This window comes from Corynebacterium sp. H127 (assembly GCF_037482665.1).
Lineage (GTDB): Bacteria > Actinomycetota > Actinomycetes > Mycobacteriales > Mycobacteriaceae > Corynebacterium.
The window spans coordinates 35,623-57,520 of sequence record NZ_JBBHKY010000004.1; the positions used below are offsets into that span (position 1 = coordinate 35,623).

Genomic DNA, 21,898 nt, shown 5'->3' on the forward strand with positions numbered 1-21,898 from the left:
ATGGATCTTGAGCTGATTGGATGCGACGGCAGCCGCTGGAATATCCACGGCTACGCTCAGGGCGCTCAGGGCGTCGAAGTGATGACCGACGTCAAAGGTCTCTTGGAAGCTCCAGTGAAAGCAATCTGGACACAAGGGGCCTTCCAAGAAGGCTCAACGTACATGGGCTTTCGCACCGAGCCCTTTGACGTCGTTCTGCCGGTCGAAGTTGAAGGCAATACCACGTACAACTTCCAGCTCCAGGACTCGCGCTTCCGTCGAGCCCTCGGCACCCCAGATGACGAATTCCAGCTGCGAGCCAGATCATCAGACGGCCTCCGCACCCTGACACTGCGAATGACCGAGATCCCCGAATACCTCGGAGCACACGACCCAACCACCATCAAAAAGGCAGAATACGTACTGCAAGCGCGCGGCGCCTGGCCACGCTGGGTCGGGGACACTGACACCGACACCTTCACCGCCCCCACCGGAGAAGGATCCGGATTCGTCACAGTCTCCAACCCCACCGACACACCCCTTTACCCGCACTGGATATGCAGCGCGCCGGGGAAGTGGACTCTTCCGGATTTCTCTTGGAGCAACGACAGGTGGGCTTCACGTGTCATCAGCACCCCAACTTTGCTTGCAGGTCAAGGGTTGAGTATCGACACGTACCCATTCAATGAGCCGTATGTGGCAGCTGACGGTAGCAACATCGCGGGGCGCTTTGCTGGCGTGATGTTTTTGCATCCTGTGCCGCCGCATACACCACCGACTGAGATCCCAGTCTCAGTCACTGGTGGTGGACCAGATGCTGCATGCCAGGTCCGAATGGTCAGGAACTGGCGGCGACCCTATGGAGGTGATCAAGAATGGCTACGGACGTAATTAATCTCTCTGCCGCGGTTGAGCTTGAACTGGAGCGAATTTTCCAGACCTGTCAGGGGCAGCGGAAGAGACGTGAGGATGCTCGTCGCACACCTCCACTGGTCAGGCTGTGGGATGGAGACTGGAAATTTGGCGGAATCGTCGCTGGTGAAAATGAAGGGACGATGACGTGGGTCAAGAATGACACGGGCAGCTGCATCCTCAAATTGCCGGTGCATCATCACCTCAGCCAGTGGGTCCTCGATCATCAGGGGCGCGAGACTGAAAATATCCATCTCACGGTGGATAAAGACGGTGCCCGATGGAGTGGTCGACTCCGCAAGGATCTGCTGAAAAAGACCGAAGAGGGGCAGCGATTCGTAGAGCTGCAGTTTCTCCATGACTACGAGGAAGTAAAGCGGATTCAGTGCTGGTCAAATCCGTTCTTACCTGCGGCGATTCAGTTCCCGCGTGTCTCGATCCTCGCAGGCCCAGCAAAATGGGTGCTCAAAACAATGCTGCTGATGAACGTCGTGCGGCTCAATACCTCGCTGTGGCATCTGCCTGATGATCCTCTCGATCCGGCCTCCTGGTCGCAGGCTTTCAATCCGGATGAGTGGCCGATCGTAGTAAAACCTGGATCACTGCTAGAGGACGATAGTCCGTGGACTATCGCCAGCTCGCGGTTTAAGTTCTGGCATGACATGGCGGCACCGACGCTTGAGGATGCGGAGCTGATGGTGGAGTGCAGGCGATTCCTCGACGGGGATGAGCCTCCATGGCCGGGTGCCACCCTTCGCAACGGCACGCTGGTGATCGACATCGTGGACAAGTCCGGGCGCTACAGCGAGACCGGTGCTGGCACTGGTGGCAATATCTTCACCGGATTCATCAGGACTATCACCAATCTCGCTGAAAACCTCATCGATGAGGACGAGACGATAGTCCCCAACCCGGATATGCCTGACGCCTACAAGCGAAAAGATTGGCTGGGTACTCTGCCGCAAGCTCCATTCGTGACGTACCGCGATGGTGCGATCACTGGGGTCGAGGCCGCGGAGTTCGTCCATGAGCCAGCGCAGGCGGTACAGGTCAACGCGGGTGGGCACTCAATGCCGGGCGTGAACGAAGGGATCTCTGCAGCCGTCCAGCTGGCAGGGAACAACCTGGGTATGTTCGTTTTTCAACCGACTGCCGGCACTATCATCGACACCCTACTTAAGCCCATCTATAGCGACACGATTCTCGCATGGATGAGCATCAAGTCTCCGATCAGATCGCGTCGTGCAGGCTGGTCTCACTATCACGAGCATTTCGCAAAGGGCGGTGACCGTGCATACACGTTGAGCGGATTGATCGCGATGCGTGAGGGCTTCTGGGAGACCAGGGCGCGCACCTCGCACAAGCTCAAAGTCGCCGATGGTGCGCCGTGGTTCATTGGAGAAAACGGCCTTGGGCACTTCTTTCTGGGTGACCGGATTGGCTCCACCATCATTGGTCTGCCCCCTGATCGGCTGGTCGTTGAGCAAGTCTCGGATCTGACGTTCTCATGGTCGCGTGAGGGGATGGGATGGGAGATCGCGGTTGGCGACCAGCAGGCAGCGGAGTCTCCGACATCCCGCTCAATCCGAAAACTGAGCGAACTGATTTCAACCGTCCATGATCAAGGAGTTCTTTAATGAGTATCCCGACTCTAGATCAGTGCAATATCAATGACCCCGAGGAAATGTTCCTGTGGGCGCTTGTGTGCCTGCCAGGGCTGGAGCAGCAGGCACCGCTGCTGATGCCTCCTCAGATCCTGCGCCAGATATCGCAGCGACTCTACGACTGCGGTGCACGCCTGGACCTGACCCAGCAGCAGATCAAATACGTTCCGCCTGCTGACCAATCAAGTTGGCTCGCTGGAGCTGGTGGAACATGGGTGCCGATTGACGCTGAGCTACCGCCGGAGATCACGGCGCCGTCGATCGATCACCTCAGCCGCCGAGAAAAGATCGAGCTGGTAAAGAAGCTGGAAGCTGAGGGATTGATATCTCAGCCGCAGTATGGGCCAGCGTTGGACACAGCTGAGGTGAGAACTTAATGGCCATGGTGCCGGATAGGGCAGTGCCTAAGGACACCGCGACGGTGAAGACCTTGCAGGGCATGACTGAGAGCTCGGCGAAGCAGATCATGCGTCAGCCGATTGACAATGCCTGGGGCCAAGCGAAGGTGAGTTTTCTCGACATAATCGTCATGATCATCAAGAACATTGTCAGCGCTCTACGTAATGGCCTCCGCGGGATTGTCGGGCTGCCACCGGTCGGTGGTGAGCTCGACGCGCCGAAGCCTCCGCCGGAGCTAGAGCCAAGTTTCCAGGATTTAGCTCAGGCGATGGATGAGGATTACAAGCCTGCGCTGACACAGATTGAAGAGCTGCGAAAGGCGATCGACCTAAAGGCTTCACTACAGCACACTCACACAATCGCTGACGTGACTGGTTTGCAGGCTGCGCTTGATGATGCTGGTGCTCCGCAAGATTTATCTCAGTACGTCCCAAAAACCGACTTCGAAGTGCTGCTTCGCAGAGTCGAAGAACTTGAGCAAAGAGCATAAAAGGAGACTTCAATGCCAGTAATCAGAGGGCTAGTCGAAAACGTCGCGGGTCAACCGTTTGACCAGAAAGACAATTTCTTTGTGGTCCATGCTGTGGATTCATCTGCGACGTCTCGGTCATCCATCACGACAACAGAGCTTTGCCGGATGCCAATGGACGAGACGAAGGGCTTCGTAGAGACTCCTCCGCTAAGGCCCGGTCCAGCACGAATTGTTCTCGAAGGGGGACCGGCGCACGGAACGTCGTGGCAAGTGATGCTGCCAGACGAAGCTTCAGTAGACATTGGAGATCTTATCTCCGCTGCGTTTAACTGGAGCCCTTACTATGTCAAGCCAATTACCGCTTTTGTAGATATGATGCTGAAGCAGTTTGATACTGCACGCTCATCTCTGCAAAACCAATTGGAGTCTGTGAAGGATGATGCTTTATCTGGTCTAAAGATGGTCGGTGAAAAGTTTCAAAAAGACTTTGAAGAAAAATCAGATCAACTTAATGAAGCCTATCTTGCATCTGCCGCAGGGTCCCCTCTGCCTCCATATCTCACTCAGAGCGGACTCAATGGCACCTACGTGCGAGCAGATTCACGTCCCGTAAATCTTGCCGCCCGGATCCCCGCTGGGTACACCTCCGATCAGGATGCGACGCCATGGATATCTGCTGCTATCGCTGAATCGAATGTCGTCGAGTGGCCGGAAAATCTTGAGGTGACGCTTGACGAGCCTAGCGGGATCCATGTGCCAGCAGGATCCACCTTGCGTGGGGCGCCTGGCAGCAGGGCGGTGATCCGCCATGGCGCGTCCGGATTCAGGGTAGACGGGAGCATAGAGGGGATTACGGTCCATCGGTCCACTCAAGCTCAGACGCTGCACGCATCCGGCGTGTGGGTCATGCCGGGGTCGAATGGGGCGCAGGCGCTTAGCTGTCGTTTTACCGGTGGTCACACCGCATCGGTGGTGGTCGGTGGGGCTAGCGACACCCTGGAAGGTACGGCTGTCGATGCGACGCTGGCAAATAATGTGGCCGAGGACATGACCGGAGTGGGCTCATACGGGTACCGCATTGATTCGTCCGAGGCTGTGACGCTTCTGAATTGTATTTCCCAGGGCGCGAATTTGGACAATCTCAAATTTAGGGTCAAGACGCGCGACCCGCGTGTGATCGGCGGGCGGTATTCCGGCTCCCGTGGGGGCGACGGGCTGGACGCTTTCGCCGGGGTCGATGGCGGTTTCGTTGGTGGTGGTGTGATTTTCGACAACAACGGACTGAATAACATTGTCATTAAAACGGACATGCTGTCCGAAATGTACCCAGAAGTCCCCCGCGATAGCGCCGGGCGCGTCACCGACCCCGTAGCTGCCCGCGCTGCTGTCGCCGACCAGATCAGTAAATTCGGACTCCCACGACAGACCATCGTCCAAGGCGTGATCTGCCGAGGTGCCAAAGCCGGGGGTATCTCATTCCACCGCTCCGACGGCAACGACAGCGATTTTACTGGCGGATGGCCGATGCCATGGCTCGCTGACCTGCTGATTCGGGACATTATGATCGATTCCCCAGCAGGAATCGGTCTAGGAATCAACGCCTACAACGCTCTTGTATCCGGGGTGCAAATCCTCAACGCCGCAAATACTGGGCTGTACATCTACGAAGGCGCGCGACAGATTCGCCTCGACCAGGTAGCAATCCGAGGTGCGGGTAGTACGACGAGCACAGGAATTACGCAGGACGGTGTAGTGCTCGCAGGGCGCGACGTGTGGCTCTCACAGGTCCTAGTAGACGGGGCGCAGCACGGCGCATGGGCGAGTGAAGCAGATGCCGTCGCAGCGAAGAAAATCACCCGCCTGGGATTCAACGCCACCACCGCAGCGGCCGCTGCAACGCATCATTACTCCCAGTGCGCCGCAACTCGGCTCAGCACAAGCGGGCTGTCTACTGCGACACGTGACTACTCCACACACCTGGATGGGATGTACGATTCCGCGTCCGGGACCTCCCTGGGTGGGACGTGGATGCGCGGTGGAGCTGGACAACTCCAAGTCTCCGGCACGGGCGCGACCGGCTGGCAGCGTGTGGGTAACCAAATGGTCACAGGTGCACAGCTTTCCAGTGCCACCCACGCGGTGAATACCCAGGGCAAAGCACCAGGGGCCATGGCGTGGGTGCTGGAAACTCAGCGACTGTATGTCACTGATGGAGCTGCGCCGTCATCGACCTGGTACCAGGTCGGAGGGTCAGACAAGATCATTCCTGCCTAGCCCCACTCTCTCAACTAACGCCCTCACCACACGGTGGGGGCTTTTCTCATGAAAGGACTTTGTATGCCTAGACAATGGCCCATGAAGCAAGAAGCGTACACGCTCACTAGCGGTTTCGGCCCACGCTGGGGCGCTCACCATAGCGGCCTCGACTTCGGAGCCCCGGACGGCACCCCGTTCTACGCCTGCGCTGGCGGCACCGTGCAGTTTATCGGCGCTGCTAGCGGCTACGGGCAGTGGATTGTTATCGACCATCCCGAAAGTGAGGGCGGTGGATGCACGGAATACGGGCACATGTGGGATGCCTCCGCCACTGGACTAGCGCCCGGTGACTGGGTGGATGCTGGTCAGCTCATCGGCTACGTCGGTTCCAATGGCCAGTCCACCGGACCACATCTGCACCTGACTGTGTGGCAGAGCGGATACGGTAGCCAGCGGATTGATCCGGAGGTGTGGCTGCAGGGCTGCCCTCACCCAAGCGAAGGAGCCACACCAGTGAGCGCACCAGGCACAATCTTCGGCGTCGATGTCTCCGAGCACCAGGACGGCATGAGCCTTAAGCAAGCGCGGGACGAAGGGATGGAGTTCGCGATCCTGCGCCTGTGCGATGGCACCCACGCCGATACTGCATTCCGCAGCCATCTTGCCGACGCAGAGTCCGCCGGGCTTCTGGTCAGCGCCTACTGGTACCTGCGGGCCCCGAGCGAAGGCACGAGTATCGCGCAGCAGGTAGATGTAATCGATGTGCAGATGGGCGGTCGCCGTGACATCAGTGTTTGGATCGACGTCGAAAGCGTCGGCCCAGAGCCGGAGTACCGCAAGCTCCTCACAGGTGAGGATGTGTGGGAGGCCAAGCGGGAGCTGGAACGCCGCGGCTATCACGTGCCTGGGGTCTACAGCGGTCGCTGGTACTGGGAGTACATGCCGGGCGGTGAGCCGTCGATGGACGGGCTCGGGGCGCTGTGGTGCTCCAACTACGGCGGCGACCGGGACGGAACCCCAAGTGAGATCTATCAGGCAGACGGCGGCGATGCTCACAACGGCTGGAAGTACCCGCTCGGCGACCGTCGCCCCGACATTCTCCAATTCTCCTCCAAGGCTGACGTCGCCGGATTTGCGGAGGTCGACGTCAATGCATTCCGTGGGTCGCGAGATCAACTCGCGGCCCTTTTCAACATCACAGAAAGCGAGACCGACATGAACCTTTTCCAATCCATTGCCGACTTCATCAAGGGCTTCGTCGGCCCGATCGGACTGGACGTCAAGGCGATCCGCCGAGAGCTGACCGGCGGGCGCGACGAAGGCCAGTACCCAGGATTCACCGCCGCCTACCTGCTCAAATCCATCCGCGCCAAGGGATACGATCATTTGACCCTCGTGGATATGATCGCGCTGCTCATCTGGGGCACCGACGCTGACCGCGCAGCGGCACGCAAGATCGGTGAGGGGGTTCAGTAATGGCGACGCCAGATTTGAAGACCCGGTTCGATTTCCATCCAGCGACCACCGAGATAAAGCGCACCAACCACGCGACGATCAGGCAGGCTTGCCTACGCGCCGCCGAAGTAATTGACGAGACCGCGCCGGACAGTCGCGAGAAAGCTCTCGCACTGACCAAGCTGGAGGAAGCCATGATGTGGGGCAACGCCGCAATTGCCCGACATGACGAGGAAGGATCTCACTGATGCGCAGTAAGACTTTCTGGCTCGACACCAGCGAGCGCGCCATCAAGACATTCGCCCAGGCCCTCCTCGTAGTTTTCGGCGCTGGGGTGACCATCATCTCCGTTGACTGGATGGATGCTCTCGCGATCGCCGCGACTGCCTCCCTTGTCTCCGTCCTAAGCTCCATCGTGAGTGTTAATGTCGGTGCTCCGGGTACTGCGTCGCTGGTGAGCCCGCCACCTGCCCACGCGAAAGAGTAAACACCATGAATGCCGCATGTGAGCGGGTGAAAGACCAAATCGTCATGGAGTGGGTAATCCGCTGGCTGCTGATCATCGGAGTCTTCCGACTTCTGGGGTTTGCCAGCGACTACCTCACGGGCGATATCTTCACCATCGGCGTCGTCGAGGTCGGGTCGGAGATCCCACAAATTGTGTGGGGCGTGGCCTGCCTTGTCTCTGCCCTTACGATCATCGTCGGGATGCTGGTTGGCAGGCTGCGCCTGCAGGCCCTGGGCTGTCTATTGGCGGGGGCCACAAACGCGGGTTTCGCAGCGGTCACGACAAGCAAGGCTTTCCTGTGGATCCCGCTGTCGCAGTCGCAGGGGATCCTGGAAAAGCCCGCGCACTGGTGGGCACGCAATGTCGCCGACTGGTATTGCGTTGTGCCTGTCGACGACTGGCGTTTTCCCGCTAGCTACGCGTCGCTCGCGGCGCAGTGGGCGGTCCTGTGCGTGGCACTGATCCTGATTGACGCGGTGCTGACCGCGAGGAAGCGCGGAGGGAATGGAGACGATTGATCTTACCGACCTGATAGGAGGTTCACCGCTCGGCAAGTTTTTGCTGGTCTTTCTTTTCCTGGTGTTTGTCTTCGGGATCTTCTCACGTGAGAAAATGGCGAAACTAGACGGCATCTGGTGGTTTTTCGGTGCCCTGGCGCGCTGGCTGGAGGATCGCAAACGCCGCGCTATCGAAGCGGATCGCTCGACGACCCAAGGTCAGATCGCCGATCTACGGCAACGCGTGAATGAAGTCTCCGCGCAGGCAGCACAGGACAAGAAAGATCTGCGGGCGGAGATCCAGGAGCTGCGCGATAGCGAGCGGCTGCAGCATCAATACATCGTCTACGTGATCGCCTGGGCCCGGGATCTTGAGATCTGGGCCGCTGATGCAGGTGTGACGCTGCCTCCGCCGCGGTTCATTACCTATCTGGAATTCCGCGAGCAGTGGAAAACTCACACTGCCTAGTTAACCCCCATCACCTATTGCGGTGGTGGGGGTCTTTTTTCATGCCTGTTTCCAGATGCGCTTCACGCGGGGCTGCGTGTAGCCCCTACCTTTGACGTTTGGGTCGTATCCGGTGGCCTGGGAGATGGCGTAGTCCGTGGCCCCGTCCTCGTGGGCCTGGATGATACGCTGCTCCATCTCGCGCTCCAGGGCTTCGAGCGTGCGCTTAGCCTCGTAGATTTCGGAGCCTAGCTCGCGGATCGGGGCCAATTCTTCTGCGTCTCCGACTGTGAGCTTTTCCACCTCGCGGATTGTATCGAGCACCATCCATGAGGCCACATCGACCTGCTGTACTACCTGCCCCCAGTGAGGGTCATTTATGTCCGCTGATTTCCGAGCTACCGCGTCCGGGCCATAAGCCTTGCGTACTGCCGATTCGATGGTGCGGCCCTCATAGGTGCCGGCGGTGAGCATTCGTACCTGGAACATCATTCTGTCTTTCGTGTATTCTTGGTGGTGTTCCCCGCTCGCGGGGATGAGCCGTCTTGACTGCTCAATTGGCCCTATTCCCCGCACTAGCGGGGATTTTTTTTATGCGATCCGGCGACTATTCTGCCCAGGCTTTGTGGGCGTACATTTTCCGCGTCTCTTGGCCCGCGTGATCACCCATCCATTTACGGGCTTCACTCCAAAGGTCAAGCAGCGTAGCCCCGGAATCATCTGTGTCGAGGTCGGGGTGAAGCGCATTGCGTCCAGTGCCTGCGCTGCGCGTCACACCATTTGCCCAGTCGAGGCTCGACATCATCTGTGCCTGCTCGATTTTGGGGATTGCGTCCCATTCTTTTTTGAGGGTGTCGATGAAGGCCCGGGCGTTTTCGTGGGTGGCGTAGCGGGCTTTTTCGAGGTCTGCGACTGTAATGGTCATTTCGTGTGCTCCTTTGATTTGGTGGTTTAGTAGTCGCCCAGCAGGGAGGTGATGTAGGTAGAAGCATCATCCTTCGTCATGGCATTGACTCCTTCTACCGTGGTAGGGCCGGAGAAGAAGCCGCCCTCGGTGTGGCGACCGTCGCGGATGAGCTTCATGATGAGTTCGGCCTGACGCTTGGTGATCTTGCCCTTCAGCGCTGGCTTAGGCGCGTTGGCCTGCGCCTTGATTGCTTCTGCCTGTGCGCGTCGCTGGGGGAGGGTAGCGAGGGCTTGCTGCTCGCCCTTGATGGCGTATTCGCGGGCAGCTTCTGCGGTGGCGAATCGGAGGTTCTTGGTCGCGCCGTTCTTCTTGGCTTGGATGTAGAAGCCGCCCTTGCTGTAGTCACCGTGCATGTAGTGGTGGAACGCTTCGGTGCATTCTACGATGTTGAAGTATTCGGTTTCGTTGATGGTGGTGAAGTTGGTGTTCATTTTCTTTTCCTTTGTTTGTATCTCTCTTGCCTATAAACTGATAGTAACACGCGTTAGTAGTAACGCGCAATACTATGCGTGCTAAGGTGTTGGAGGCCACAAAAAAGTAAGTGCCCCGCACCGGGGGGGTGGTGCGGGGCGTGGTCAGGGAGCCTGGGGGAGGCTGCGACCTGACGACGGGGAGTCTAGTTTAGGTGGGCTGCCCGCGCATGCTGAAGGGGGGAGGTTTCCCCGTATCCTGCCCGAAAGCCCATTCCAGCAGTACCCGCAATTCCAGCTATTCGGCCATTGCCACCTGGGAAATGATGCGAGATGCTGCTAACCCAAGTTCTTAATGAACCTGGGTTTTTTCACGTATGCAACGATCCAAGTGGTTGTCCGCCACCAGGCGTTACCGGAGAATGTCATCATTGCGTGGCTTACTACGTCGATAGTTCAGGTCGTTGGTCTGGCTACCGTCGTCGCCAAGTATCTGTTCCCAGCAGAAGGTTCGAATTGGGCAAAGGAGCCGGGGTAATGAACTTAACGAGCGACGTCATCTGGTCCGCGTTAAGATTGAGATGTCTGTCGAGCAGTCCCCCGATAGCTCCGGACCACGCCCCGCGGCACTTCCCCCAGTGCGCGCGGGGCAGTATCTATTTTTGGCGAAAATCTACGTGCACAACTGCGTCAAGGTTTGATTGCGATGGAGACTGATCTCGGGTGAAAGACTCAAAACTAGTTGCCCATTCCACCGGAATGTCAACGGGTTCTTCAGTTCGCCAGCCTCGGGAGCTTAGCTGTATGAACAGGGAGCGGTAGCGCTTCGCAGATACGAGGCCGAGGTGATGCGCCCGCATGATGAGTGCCGCGATTGAGACGGCGTATTGGGCTTTGATTCTCGCATACCCTTCTAGCGTCAAGTACTCGCTGAACAATTCCCGAGCGTCCTTTTCTGGAACGAGAAATGCGCCCGCGAACAGGTTTGCTTCCGATTCACGTACCTTTTCGATGCCAGGTCGGATTGACGTGTGGAGGACTAGATGGCCGAGCTCATGGGCGCGGGTGAATCGGACGCGGCCACCGTCCTGTTTCTCGGTTGTGGCGATTAGGCCACGTCCTTCGGGATTGAAAGCTGGACTAGATGCTCCATCAATTCTAGAAATATCGACGAAATTGTTGGTGATGGTACAGACCCGGTGCCCCGCATTTTCGATCGCGTGGGTGACATTGAAGACGGGACCTGAAATTGGAATTCCTAGCCGCTTTCTGGTTTCAATCGCCGCAGTTTCGATCAGGGATAGTGGAAGTGGAGCGGTTCGATCGTTCAGGTCGGCATCGAGAAGATGAATGACAGACGTGTTAGAGGGTACTGAAAGTAGCTCTCGCTCGGCTTCGTAGAAAGTTGAAGCAAATGCGTCCTGTACTTTTGCCGGCACTTTGTGTGTACGGAAATTGAGGGCACCGGATCCGTAACGAGAAGGGGACGCTTCAAAGTAGGAGGAAGGAACCTTAAATGCAAAAACTGCCTTTTGGATGAGGTCGTGGTTCTCCTTGCGTCCATTCTCCACTTCGGAGAGCGACGATTGGGTACATCCGAGGTGCTGAGCGAATTCCTTCTGCGTCATGCCCATGGAATGACGCAGGTCCTTCAACCGCTGGCTATGAAAAATCCTCATTCTTCTCGTCTTCTAGCTCATAGTTGTAGATCGCATTGGGGTCAAAAGAGGTCTTAGGGATCATCTCAGATTGACCGGGAGAGAGTTGAATCGCCAGGTCAGCTTCTCCCTTGCGAATGTTTCCCTTACGTGATTGCCTGATGGCCAAGAGACTGAAATCGTAGGAGTCTACCGAATTGGGCTGTTCCCAGCTGATAAATGCCAGACCGGGCGATTGCATTTCCAACTCGTATAGGGCCAGTTGTTGTTGGATCACAGGGTCTTGATCAAGTTGGGGGATGGGGCTTTCAACCAAGCTCAGCCGTTTGATTTTCGCGAGCCTGATTTCGAGGCCAGTGTCTTCTTCGCGGAGGCAAACGGCTTGGTTTAAGTTGTGAGCGCCCTCGTCCAAGGTGAATCCTTCAACGGGATTGTCATGCAGGTAGTCGTAGGCGCCACTCCGAACGATGTGGGACAGCAACGACTTCTTGTTTGCTCGAAACGCTCCCAGGTTTGCCTTCCGCGCTTTTTTGATTCCCTGTGTGAGAGCGAACTGAACCGGCGCGGCAAGCTTGTTCATCGTCTCATGAAACTGTTCTGGCGAATGGCGCATAACGCGAGCTCCAATGTTTCAAATGGTAAGAAAATATCGCTACCTCCGATAATATACCACACAATGAAACATGCGAGATTGGGCACTTAACCAATCACCTTGCCCCGCGACCGCAGGCGCTCCGCCTCCAACACTTCACGTGCTTGTGCATCGGACACCAGGCGCTCACATTCCTCCGTCATGAGTGTGTCTGTCGCGCCGGAAAATCGGTGTGAAGTTTGCATGTAAGCCCCACGCTTCCCCCACTGCAGGATTTGAATTCGCCGTTGTTGCAGGTAGATCCACACTTGCGTAAGAGTCCCCTTAGCTCCACAAAATAGAACACTCCACACCTCTTGGTGTGGAGTGTTTCGCGTTTGTCACATCCGGTCGGAAACCACGATCGTTGAGCACTTTAGGTTAGTTCTAGCCTCATCCGAGCTGCGCCTTCAATGATTGACAACCTACTGGTAGCGCGGGAGAGTAGTTGCCCCTTACCCCCGCTGGCGGAGCGAGCAGACATTGAACGGGGCGCGGTGGAACAATGGAACTATGTCTGATAACTCCTCTGTCCGTATTTTGGATCGTGAAGCTGCACTCGAGAAGCTTGGCAGCGTACAACTAGGCCGTTTGGTAGTGCACCGCAATGACCAATTCGATATTTATCCGGTCAACTTTGTGCTGGATGGCGAAGAAATCTACTTCCGCTCGGCAGAGGGCAACAAGCTGTTCACCGTGGCCTTAAATCACGAGGTGTTGTTCGAGGCTGACCAAGTTAGCGATGGCACCGCGTGGTCGGTCATCGTCCGCGGCGATGCCACCATTCTCACCTCTACCAAAGAGATTGACCGTGCGGATTCGTTGTCGCTGAAGCCGTGGATTCCGACGCTGAAGTACAACTTTGTTCGCATTAAGCCGCGGGAGATCTCTGGACGCTTCTTCGAGTTGGGCGAGGAGCCCGAGCGCTACTAGTTGTCCCTAAAAGCGTCGGCTAGCAGGGCGCTCGGTGGCCGCTCTACTCGCGCCACCAGGTATCTTGTGGCGTCACCGGAGTGGTGCGCTTGTGACGGCCGACGCGCCACAGGTGCTCGATGCGTTCGATCGCTGTAGCGGGGAGCGTCTCGCCACCCTCCACATAGGTGTCGATGTCGCGGTAGCTTACCCCCAATGCTTCCTCATCTGGTTGCATCGGTCGGTTGTCTTCGAGGTCCGCAGTCGGGACCTTGCGCCAAGTCGATTGTGGCGCTCCTAGTTCTTCCAGCAAAGCTGCGCCTTGGCGCTTGGATAGTCCAAACAGCGGCAAGATGTCCGCGCCACCATCGCCGAACTTGGTGAAGAAACCGGTCACATTTTCAGAGGCGTGGTCGCTACCGATGACCAAAAGCCCTTTTTCACCAGCAAGTGCATATTGCGCGATCATGCGTTGACGCGCTTTGACATTGCCGCGGTTGAAGTCCCCGAGGGAATCTTGCCCAAGCGCAGCAGCAATTTCCTTTTCTATGGCGGAGGTCGCGGCCTTAATATTCACCGTCACTTCATGATCCGCGCGAATGAAGTCCAACGCGATGTCCGCATCGTGAGCGTCGGCCTGAACACCATGGGGTAGGCGCATTGCCCAAAATTCGGCTTGGTAGCCATCTGCGCGCAGCTTCTCGACGGCCAACTGTGCCAATCTCCCAGCCAGGGTGGAGTCTTGGCCACCAGAGATGCCGAGAACGTAACCCTTCATGCCGGAGGACTTCAGGTATTCACACAGAAAATTCACTCGTTGCTGGATCTCCTCGGCTGGAGCAATCTGCGGCTTGGTGTGCAGTGCAGTGATGATCTCGGCACGCGTGGAATTTGCGGAATGCGACATGACACCGAGCATAGTGAAGTGGCAGGGTTGAGAGCGTGAATAAACAAGAATTGGTGCCTGGTTATGCCCGTCTCGTAGCCGCCGTCGCAGCCTTGGGTGGCGTCCTTTTCGGTTATGACACGGGAGTGATGTCTGGCGCACTCCTTTATATAGAGCGTGATTTCCTGTTGTCGCCCGCTGCTGAGGGAGCTGTGACATCCATGCTGTTGGTTGGGGCAGCAGTGGGGGCGTTATTGGGAGGCCGAGTTGCGGACGCGTTTGGCAGAAAACGTACATTGATCGGTGGCGGTTTAGTCTTCGTTTTCGGATCCTTAGCCTGTGCGCTTTCGAATTCGGTGCTGCAACTTGGAGCTTCTCGCACGTTGCTGGGATTTGCCGTAGGCCTAGTGTCAATCGTTGTGCCTATGTACATTTCGGAAATGGCGCCTGCCCAGATCAGAGGGCAACTCGTCTCGCTCAACACGCTCATGATCGTGGTCGGCCAGTTGTTAGCTTTCCTGACCAATTCGGCGCTTGCGCATACTGGAAATTGGCGTTTGATGCTGGGGCTCGCCGCGGTACCTGGTCTCATTCTGGCAGTTGGCATGCTGTTTATGACCGATTCTCCGGTGTGGCTTCGGCGTCGCGGCCTGGAGGAAGATGCGCGGCGCATTGCTGCTCGGGTTGGGATTCCGTACACAGAGCTGGTTGGGGGCGGAACCTCAGCTAAAGAGCTGCGTGCTGCCGAGCGGTTGGCGCTGCGGGAAAAGTGGATCAGACGTGCTGTGGTGGTGGCCATTCTGGTGGGTATTACACAGCAAATAACCGGCGTTAATGCGATCGTCTACTTCGCTCCGAAAATGATGAATATGGTGGGGATCTCGACTGAGAATGCCGTGTACACCTCCATTTTGATAGGTGCAGTCAGCGTTGTGTCCTGTTGGGTAGGCATGATGTTGGTGGATCGAATTGGACGTCGTAGGTTGCTCACAATCGGGTTGAGTGGGACCTCGTTGTCGCTAGTGCTGCTTGCAGTGGCGTATCGATTCGCAGAGCACGACATTCGCGCTTCCTGGATGGTCTTGCTTCTCATGACCGCTTTCATTGCGTTTCAACAGTCGGCGGTGTCTTTGACCACGTGGTTGTTGCTCAGCGAATTGGTTCCTGCTGAGGCTCGTGGGCTCGGGATGGGGATCGCGGGCCTTGGGTTGTGGCTGGCAAACTGGGCGGTAGCCCAAGGATTTTTGCCGATGGTGAATGCTGTTGGAGGTCCAGTCTCATTCCTACTGTTCGCAGTGTTGGGGGTTGCTGCCTTGGTATTTGTTCGGGTCACTGTGCCAGAAACTACCGGTCGCGATCTTGCAGATATTTCGGCTGAGATGCGCCGGCGTACGGAGGGGGTTTGATGCGTTTTGGAGTTTAGGGGGCGCGTCGGTTAACATAGTTTTTCGTGTCATGGCTGGCAAAAGCTGCCTGCCATTGTTGAGTTGCTGCATTCCCGCAGTGAACTTTCCTACAAATCGCGCAATAAAGAAAGGAGCGCCCGAATGAAGGTCCGTAAATCCCTTCGGTCGCTGAAGAACAAGCCGGGCGCCCAGGTTGTGCGTCGTCATGGCAAGGTCTTTGTCATTAACAAGAAGGATCCACGCTTCAAGGCTCGTCAGGGCTAATTGGATCCAGCTTTGAATCCGCTACTTCTACCTGTGAGGGTAGGGTGGCGGATTTTTGCTTTCGCTGCATGGAGACGAAGTGCTTGCCGAGACAAACTGGTCATTACCAGCGAATTTGACCTTTCAGTGAACGGTAGATAACGATTCGATAACGCACTTTTGGGCGAGCTGGGGAAATGTCATGGGTGTAGTTCTTTGGGAGCACAACGATGTAATTACCTTGGCTGGCTGAGCGCAACATGTAGTGCTCTAAAGCGTCGTCTCCTGCGAATATCATCCTTGTAACTACTATATCTAGTGTCCATTGCGCTTTTTTACCACAACGTATAGTGTCTTTTCTTGTCACCGAAAAGCCCGGACATGCGAAACTCGGGCCCTGCTGGTGGAGTAAAAATCACCAAACTCTCTAAGGATCGATCAACATGGCAATCACCGTTTATAGCAAGCCAGCATGTGTACAGTGCACCGCAACCAAGAAGGCACTGGACCGAGCAGGTTTGGATTACAGCATCGTCGACATCAGTCTTGATGATGACGCTCGTGACTATGTCATGGCCCTTGGTTACCTACAGGCCCCAGTGGTTGAGGTTAACGGTGAACACTGGTCCGGTTTCCGCCCAGAACGCATCCGTAGCCTAGCTGCAGAAGTCGCTTAAGACTTAAGATCTTCCTCTCCCAGCATCCTTAGAGGGCGAGTCGCATCACTGTGGCTCGCAAAGAACACGGGAGACCATGCCGCTAGGTTCATTCTTTGAACCGGCGGCCTTTATTTATGTCTTCGCCCAGTTTATGCCCGGCGAAGACGCAGTAGATTAGCGAGAAAGCAATGCTCATCGTCTATTTTTCTTCCGCCACTGGGAATACGCACCGGTTCGTCGAAAAGCTTGGCCTTCCGCACGCACGAATCCCCTTGTTGAAGGCGGAAGAACCGCTGATAGTGGATGAACCCTATGTACTTGTCTGCCCGACCTATGGCGGCGGAGCGTCAATTTCTGGAGACAATCCACGCCCAGTGCCGGTCCAAGTCATCCGCTTCCTTAATGACCCGCACAACCGCAGTTTGATCCGCGCAGTTATCGCGGGCGGAAATTCTAATTTTGGGACGGACTTCGGAGTGTCCGGAGACGTCATTGCGAAGAAATGCAAAGTTCCCTACGTTTACCGTTTTGAACTAATGGGAAATGAAGAAGACGTAGCCATCGTGCGCGATGGCTTGTTGAACAATTGTCAAGCGCTTGGCCTCAAGCCCTAACAAGGCTGCGGCCAGCACAATTAACTAGTGTAGAACACAATACCGATTACTTTCGAAACCGAAGAGGACGACACGTGAGCATGACCAACGATGCAATCAAGGATCCCATGGCAGCCGCAGACCAGCTGGACTACCACGCCCTCAACGCGCTCCTTAACTTGTACGACAACGATGGGAAAATCCAGTTTGATAAGGATCGCGCTGCAGCACGCCAGTTTTTCCTGCAGCACGTGAACCAGAACACGGTTTTTTTCCACAACCTGCAGGAGAAGCTCGACTATCTCCTTGAGAACAACTACTACGAGAAGGAAGTACTAGACCAGTACGACTTCCTCTTTGTTAAATCACTGTTCAAGCAGGCCTATGCCGCTAAATTCCGCTTCACTACTTTCCTCGGTGCATACAAGTACTACACCTCGTACACGCTGAAGACCTTCGACGGTAAGCGTTACCTGGAGCGCTTTGAGGATCGAGTTTGCATGGTTGCGCTGACACTGGCCGCAGGTGACGAGGAAATGGCAAAGCACCTCGTGGATGAAATCATCCACGGACGGTTCCAACCGGCGACTCCTACGTTCCTGAACTCCGGTAAAGCCCAGCGTGGCGAGCCGGTATCGTGCTTCCTGCTTCGCATCGAAGACAATATGGAATCGATTGGGCGCTCCATCAACTCCGCACTGCAGCTGTCCAAGCGTGGTGGCGGCGTGGCGCTGTTGCTGACGAACCTCCGCGAGGCCGGCGCACCGATCAAGAAGATCCAAAACCAATCTTCAGGTGTTATCCCCGTGATGAAGCTGCTGGAGGATTCTTTCTCCTATGCTAACCAGCTGGGTGCCCGCCAGGGCGCCGGTGCTGTCTACTTGCATGCGCACCACCCAGACATCATGAAGTTCTTGGATACGAAGCGTGAAAACGCGGATGAGAAGATTCGTATTAAGACGCTCTCGCTTGGCGTGGTGATTCCTGATATCACCTTCGAGCTGGCCAAGAAGAACGATGACATGTATCTGTTCTCCCCATACGATGTCGAGCGCGTCTACGGAAAGCCGTTCGCGGATGTTCCTATCTCTGAGCACTACCACGAGATGGTCGAGGACGGCCGCATCCACAAGACCAAGATCAACGCGCGCCAGTTCTTCCAGACGCTTGCAGAAATCCAATTCGAATCGGGCTACCCATACATCATGTTCGAGGACACGGTGAATCAGGCAAATCCGATTGCCGGGCGCATTACCCACTCGAACCTGTGCTCAGAGATCTTGCAGATCTCCACGCCTTCCATCTTCAATGCTGACCTAAGCTACCAGGAAGTCGGCGAGGACATCTCCTGCAACTTGGGTTCCTTGAATATCGCCTTGACCATGGACTCCCCGAATTTCTCTCAGACGGTTGAAACCGCCATCCGGGGACTTACCGCGGTCTCTGAGCAGACCTCGATCGACTCGGTGCCTTCCATTAAGAAGGGTAATGAAGCGGCACATGCGATCGGCCTCGGTCAGATGAACCTGCACGGCTACCTTGGGCGCGAACGCATCCACTACGGTTCTGAGGAGGCCTTGGACTTTACTAATGCCTACTTTGCAGCGATCCTGTACGAAGCACTGAAGGCATCAAACAAGATTGCTCAGGAGCGGAAGCAGAAGTTTGTTGGCTTCGAAGACTCCAAGTACGCCTCCGGCGAGTACTTCGATAGTTTCACCCCATCCGACTTCCAGCCAAAGACGGACCGAGTTAAGGAAATTTTTGCGACTTCAACCGTGACTATTCCGAATGCCGAGCAGTGGGAAGCCCTCAAGCACGATGTTATGGAACATGGCTTGTTCAACCGTAATTTGCAGGCAGTGCCGCCAACTGGTTCGATTTCCTACATCAACCACTCCACCTCTTCCATCCACCCGATCGCGTCTCGAATCGAGATCCGCAAGGAAGGCAAGATTGGTCGCGTGTACTACCCGGCACCGTTCATGACGAATGAGAACCTGGAGTACTTCGAAGACGCCTATGAGATCGGCTTCGAGAAGATCATCGATACCTACGCGGTCGCAACGAAGTACGTCGATCAGGGGCTGTCCTTGACGCTATTCTTCAAGGACACCGCCACTACGCGCGATATTAACCGTGCGCAGATCTACGCTTGGCGCAAGGGAATCAAGACGATCTACTACATCCGCCTGCGTCAAACGGCGCTGGAAGGTACGGAAGTAGAAGGCTGCGTCAGCTGCATGCTCTAGGGCCGGAACGGAAAGGACGTCGATAAGCGCGCTGCTTATCGACGTCCTTGTGGTTTTTGTGGTTGAGCCTACGTGCCGTTAGCCAGGGAAGGATCAGCTCACTGAAGCAACCACCTTAGACTCCTGGGAAACAACCAGAGCGCACTCCTGCTCTGCGATGTCGGCATCGCGGTTAAATACGGCGTCAGCCAAGGCTTCGTAGCTAGCGAGCAGTTCTGCCGGTGGGTGAGCTGCGAAACCGCCGAGATCGTGTCGAGAGTGAATCACGGCTGTGGTCGAAGGCACCAGCGCTGCGAACATCTCGTTATCAGAGCATTCAAGCAGCATGGAATGGAACTCGATGTTGGCTTCGAGGAATTCTTGGGAACCGCCCTCGCCGGACTCACCCAACTCACGCATGGTTTTAGCTAGATCGCGCAGTTGCTGGCCTTCGCGTTGGCTTGCTGCAATTGCGGCAATGCGGGCTGCACGTGGCCCGATCGCTTCGCGGAGGGCAGTCAGGGAGGACAGCTGCTCTTCACGCTGCGTAGGTACTTGGAGACGCCAGCGAATGATGGATTCGCTGAAAACGGACCAGCGCTCCGCGGGAAGTACGGTAATGCCCACACGGCGGGAGGAAGATACCATACCGAGGTGTTCGAGAGCACGCATGGTTTCGCGCGCGACAGTACGGGAGATGGAGAAGGACTCACACAGCGTCTGCAGCGTGAACTTTTCCCCCGCTTTGATTTTCCCGCTGACAATATCTAGCCCAATTTGGTCTAGGACGGTCTCCAGCAAAGGAGCGTGCGGACGGAGAGGCATGGCCGACATTGGTTAGGTTCCTTTGTTACTTCAATCGTGGTGTGTTCTTGCCTCGAGAGGCTCGATGAACTGTTCGCGAGTGCGAACAAAGAATGGATCTGGACTATTGGCTGCAAAAAACAATGCAACAAACAGCATGGACAGGCCACACTCGGAGGGCGCTCACGAACTGATGTCCCAAAATGTAGTGGAAACGTCGAGCAAATGCCACCAGCCGCCGTGAATTAAATACCTCTAACCTTTGATTATCGGAGTAGTGATCAAAATTCAACCTGGGAGAGTTTTGTGAAAGATCTCCAGGGCTACTGCTCGTATTAACGGTAAAACACCCCGTTATGGAGCACGAATGGGGTTGCCATTAGTGATCGTTGCAAGGGGTGATAGGTGTTGAACAGTTTTCAAACATTGGAAAAACCTGACAAACCTATAGGAATGTATGGCGGAAAATTTGTGGCAAGAAAATTGCTTCAGGGCGGACATTTGTGAATAAAATTCCGCAAACCTTAACCAATCCTTAATAAGAGACTTATCGAATTGTAATTCGGGTGCAGTTAGGTTAAGAACCTATCTTTCTTTGGGTATTGAGGGGAGCGTCACGCTTGGTGGGCATGCAGCGGATGAATTGGCGGACAGGTATGGTGGGGAAAGAAAAATTGAAAGGGTTTGTGAAAAATTATGACTCGCCAGTCTCACGCCCCTTCGCATCATCGCGACGGGGAAGACCACGTGCTCAGTGGTCCAATTTCTGCCATTAACTGGAATGAAATCCCAGATGAGAAGGACCAAGAAGTTTGGGACCGCCTCACGGGCAACTTCTGGCTGCCAGAAAAAGTGCCGGTTTCCAATGACATCAAGAACTGGGAAATGTTCAATGAACAGGAACGCTTGGCTACCATGCGCGTGTTCACGGGCCTGACCCTGCTCGATACGATCCAAGGCACCGTCGGTGCCGTCTCGTTGATCCCAGATGCAGTGACACCTCATGAGGAAGCGGTTCTTACCAATATTGCTTTCATGGAGTCGGTCCATGCAAAGAGCTACTCAAATATCTTCATGACTTTGGCTTCTACCGCAGAGATCAATGACGCATTCCGGTGGTCTGAGGAAAACCAATATTTGCAGAACAAAGCCAAGATCATCTTGGACTTTTATGACGGCAAAGATCCGCTGAAGCGAAAAGTTGCCTCCACGTTGCTGGAGTCCTTCTTGTTCTATTCCGGTTTCTACCTACCGATGTATTGGTCTTCTCATGGCAAGCTCACCAACACGGCCGACATGATCCGTCTGATCATTCGCGATGAAGCAGTCCATGGCTACTACATTGGGTACAAGTATCAGCGTGCGCTGGAGCGGGAGACACCTCAGCGTCGCGAAGAGTTGAAGGAGCACACCTTCGACCTCGTCTTCGAGCTGTATGACAATGAAATCCAGTACACCGAAGACCTTTATGATGAACTGGGTTGGACGGAAGACGTCAAGAAATTCCTGCGCTATAACGCAAACAAGGCGTTGAACAACCTTGGCTACGAGGGGCTGTTCCCGGCGGACGATACTAAGGTATCTCCAGCGATTCTCTCGGCGCTGTCTCCAAACGCAGACGAAAATCACGACTTTTTCTCCGGCTCGGGCTCTTCCTATGTCATCGGCAAGGCTGAAATCACTGTCGACGACGACTGGGACTTCTAGCTTCGACGCGGATTGATTGCGGGGCAGGGGAGTGTGAAAGCTCCTCGGCCCCGTTTTTCTTTTGTTGGCCAAAGCTAAGCGGGCTCTGCGATCTTGCCCGTTTGGAACGAGTTTCGGGCATCGTTTTCGGAGTGGGTGGGCAATATACAAAGTTTGAATACCCCCACAACCTGTGAACAGTTACCGGAATGCTGTTAAGGA

Annotated in this window: 25 protein-coding genes; 18 read left to right on the forward strand and 7 right to left on the reverse strand. The window is 55.7% G+C overall.

What is annotated here, in order from left to right; genetic code table 11:
* From WG936_RS05510 to WG936_RS05555, 10 genes are all read left to right on the forward strand, one after another.
* A complete protein-coding gene (locus WG936_RS05510; protein WP_339572346.1) occupies positions 1-870 on the forward strand; it encodes a phage tail protein in 870 nt (289 codons plus the stop codon).
* Positions 855-2,528 (forward strand): Gp37-like protein, encoded by a 1,674-nt coding sequence (locus tag WG936_RS05515; protein ID WP_339572347.1) that lies wholly within the window; start codon positions 855-857, stop codon positions 2,526-2,528. The genes WG936_RS05510 and WG936_RS05515 overlap by 16 nt, the downstream gene beginning before the upstream one ends.
* Positions 2,528-2,932: a phage gene 29 protein family protein gene (locus tag WG936_RS05520; RefSeq protein WP_339572348.1), complete on the forward strand. Its 405-nt coding sequence runs from the start codon at positions 2,528-2,530 to the stop codon at positions 2,930-2,932. Before WG936_RS05515 ends, WG936_RS05520 begins: the two co-directional genes overlap by 1 nt.
* 5 nt (positions 2,933-2,937) lie before the next feature.
* Positions 2,938-3,444 carry a hypothetical protein gene (locus tag WG936_RS05525; protein ID WP_339572349.1) on the forward strand — a complete coding sequence of 169 codons (507 nt, stop codon included), beginning with the start codon at positions 2,938-2,940 and terminating at the stop codon, positions 3,442-3,444.
* 12 nt (positions 3,445-3,456) lie between these two features.
* Positions 3,457-5,700 (forward strand): hypothetical protein, encoded by a 2,244-nt coding sequence (locus WG936_RS05530; RefSeq protein ID WP_339572350.1) that lies wholly within the window; start codon positions 3,457-3,459, stop codon positions 5,698-5,700.
* Between the two features lie 81 nt (positions 5,701-5,781).
* On the forward strand, positions 5,782-7,158 hold the full coding sequence (locus WG936_RS05535) for a peptidoglycan DD-metalloendopeptidase family protein (protein WP_339572351.1): 1,377 nt from the start codon (positions 5,782-5,784) through the stop codon (positions 7,156-7,158).
* On the forward strand, positions 7,158-7,385 hold the full coding sequence (locus WG936_RS05540) for an Acb2/Tad1 domain-containing protein (RefSeq protein ID WP_339572352.1): 228 nt from the start codon (positions 7,158-7,160) through the stop codon (positions 7,383-7,385). The genes WG936_RS05535 and WG936_RS05540 overlap by 1 nt, the downstream gene beginning before the upstream one ends.
* Complete coding sequence (locus tag WG936_RS05545; RefSeq protein ID WP_339572353.1) at positions 7,385-7,624, forward strand: holin; 240 nt, start codon at positions 7,385-7,387, stop codon at positions 7,622-7,624. Before WG936_RS05540 ends, WG936_RS05545 begins: the two co-directional genes overlap by 1 nt.
* 5 nt (positions 7,625-7,629) lie before the next feature.
* Positions 7,630-8,163 carry a hypothetical protein gene (locus WG936_RS05550; protein ID WP_339572354.1) on the forward strand — a complete coding sequence of 178 codons (534 nt, stop codon included), beginning with the start codon at positions 7,630-7,632 and terminating at the stop codon, positions 8,161-8,163.
* Positions 8,150-8,611, forward strand: coding sequence for a hypothetical protein (locus WG936_RS05555; protein WP_339572355.1), 462 nt, complete (start codon positions 8,150-8,152; stop codon positions 8,609-8,611). Before WG936_RS05550 ends, WG936_RS05555 begins: the two co-directional genes overlap by 14 nt.
* Before the next feature lie 39 nt (positions 8,612-8,650).
* Here WG936_RS05555 and WG936_RS05560 read toward each other — a convergent pair whose 3' ends face one another.
* The 3 genes from WG936_RS05560 to WG936_RS05570 form a co-directional block, all read right to left on the reverse strand.
* Positions 8,651-9,082 carry a hypothetical protein gene (locus tag WG936_RS05560; protein ID WP_339572356.1) on the reverse strand — a complete coding sequence of 144 codons (432 nt, stop codon included), beginning with the start codon at positions 9,080-9,082 and terminating at the stop codon, positions 8,651-8,653.
* A gap of 115 nt (positions 9,083-9,197) precedes the next feature.
* A complete protein-coding gene (locus tag WG936_RS05565; protein ID WP_339572357.1) occupies positions 9,198-9,515 on the reverse strand; it encodes a hypothetical protein in 318 nt (105 codons plus the stop codon).
* Between the two features lie 26 nt (positions 9,516-9,541).
* Positions 9,542-9,988, reverse strand: coding sequence for a hypothetical protein (locus WG936_RS05570; protein WP_339572358.1), 447 nt, complete (start codon positions 9,986-9,988; stop codon positions 9,542-9,544).
* Between the two features lie 334 nt (positions 9,989-10,322).
* Between WG936_RS05570 and WG936_RS05575 the strand changes: the two genes are divergently transcribed.
* Positions 10,323-10,505 carry a hypothetical protein gene (locus WG936_RS05575; protein WP_339572359.1) on the forward strand — a complete coding sequence of 61 codons (183 nt, stop codon included), beginning with the start codon at positions 10,323-10,325 and terminating at the stop codon, positions 10,503-10,505.
* 118 nt (positions 10,506-10,623) lie between these two features.
* Here the strand turns inward: WG936_RS05575 and WG936_RS05580 are convergent, their stop codons facing one another.
* The gene (locus WG936_RS05580; RefSeq protein WP_339572360.1) at positions 10,624-11,646 is read right to left on the reverse strand and encodes a helix-turn-helix domain-containing protein; all 1,023 of its coding nucleotides are present in this window, start codon (positions 11,644-11,646) and stop codon (positions 10,624-10,626) included.
* Positions 11,630-12,238, reverse strand: a complete 609-nt coding sequence (locus tag WG936_RS05585) for a hypothetical protein (protein WP_339572361.1) — start codon at positions 12,236-12,238, stop codon at positions 11,630-11,632. Before WG936_RS05585 ends, WG936_RS05580 begins: the two co-directional genes overlap by 17 nt.
* 531 nt (positions 12,239-12,769) lie before the next feature.
* Between WG936_RS05585 and WG936_RS05590 the strand changes: the two genes are divergently transcribed.
* The gene (locus WG936_RS05590; protein WP_339565003.1) at positions 12,770-13,189 is read left to right on the forward strand and encodes a pyridoxamine 5'-phosphate oxidase family protein; all 420 of its coding nucleotides are present in this window, start codon (positions 12,770-12,772) and stop codon (positions 13,187-13,189) included.
* 43 nt (positions 13,190-13,232) lie between these two features.
* On the opposite strand, the gene nadE is transcribed toward WG936_RS05590, so the two are convergent.
* Positions 13,233-14,075, reverse strand: coding sequence for an ammonia-dependent NAD(+) synthetase (nadE, locus tag WG936_RS05595; protein ID WP_339572362.1), 843 nt, complete (start codon positions 14,073-14,075; stop codon positions 13,233-13,235).
* 35 nt (positions 14,076-14,110) lie between these two features.
* On the opposite strand from nadE, the gene WG936_RS05600 reads away from it, so the two are divergent.
* The 5 genes from WG936_RS05600 (at position 14,111) to nrdE (ending at position 19,207) form a co-directional block, all read left to right on the forward strand.
* Complete coding sequence (locus WG936_RS05600; RefSeq protein WP_339572363.1) at positions 14,111-15,460, forward strand: sugar porter family MFS transporter; 1,350 nt, start codon at positions 14,111-14,113, stop codon at positions 15,458-15,460.
* A gap of 141 nt (positions 15,461-15,601) precedes the next feature.
* Entirely contained in the window at positions 15,602-15,724 is a 123-nt protein-coding gene (ykgO, locus tag WG936_RS05605; protein ID WP_012732041.1) for a type B 50S ribosomal protein L36, read from the forward strand.
* Between the two features lie 422 nt (positions 15,725-16,146).
* Positions 16,147-16,380, forward strand: coding sequence for a glutaredoxin-like protein NrdH (gene nrdH / locus WG936_RS05610; RefSeq protein ID WP_339565000.1), 234 nt, complete (start codon positions 16,147-16,149; stop codon positions 16,378-16,380).
* Between the two features lie 170 nt (positions 16,381-16,550).
* Positions 16,551-16,976, forward strand: a complete 426-nt coding sequence (gene nrdI, locus WG936_RS05615; protein ID WP_339564999.1) for a class Ib ribonucleoside-diphosphate reductase assembly flavoprotein NrdI — start codon at positions 16,551-16,553, stop codon at positions 16,974-16,976.
* 80 nt (positions 16,977-17,056) lie between these two features.
* Positions 17,057-19,207, forward strand: a complete 2,151-nt coding sequence (nrdE, locus tag WG936_RS05620; protein WP_339572364.1) for a class 1b ribonucleoside-diphosphate reductase subunit alpha — start codon at positions 17,057-17,059, stop codon at positions 19,205-19,207.
* A gap of 93 nt (positions 19,208-19,300) precedes the next feature.
* On the opposite strand, the gene WG936_RS05625 is transcribed toward nrdE, so the two are convergent.
* Complete coding sequence (locus WG936_RS05625; RefSeq protein ID WP_339572365.1) at positions 19,301-20,020, reverse strand: FadR/GntR family transcriptional regulator; 720 nt, start codon at positions 20,018-20,020, stop codon at positions 19,301-19,303.
* A 666-nt stretch (positions 20,021-20,686) separates the two neighbouring features.
* Here WG936_RS05625 and nrdF point away from each other — a divergent pair.
* A complete protein-coding gene (nrdF, locus tag WG936_RS05630; protein WP_339564996.1) occupies positions 20,687-21,697 on the forward strand; it encodes a class 1b ribonucleoside-diphosphate reductase subunit beta in 1,011 nt (336 codons plus the stop codon).
* The last annotated feature ends 201 nt before the right edge of the window (positions 21,698-21,898 follow it).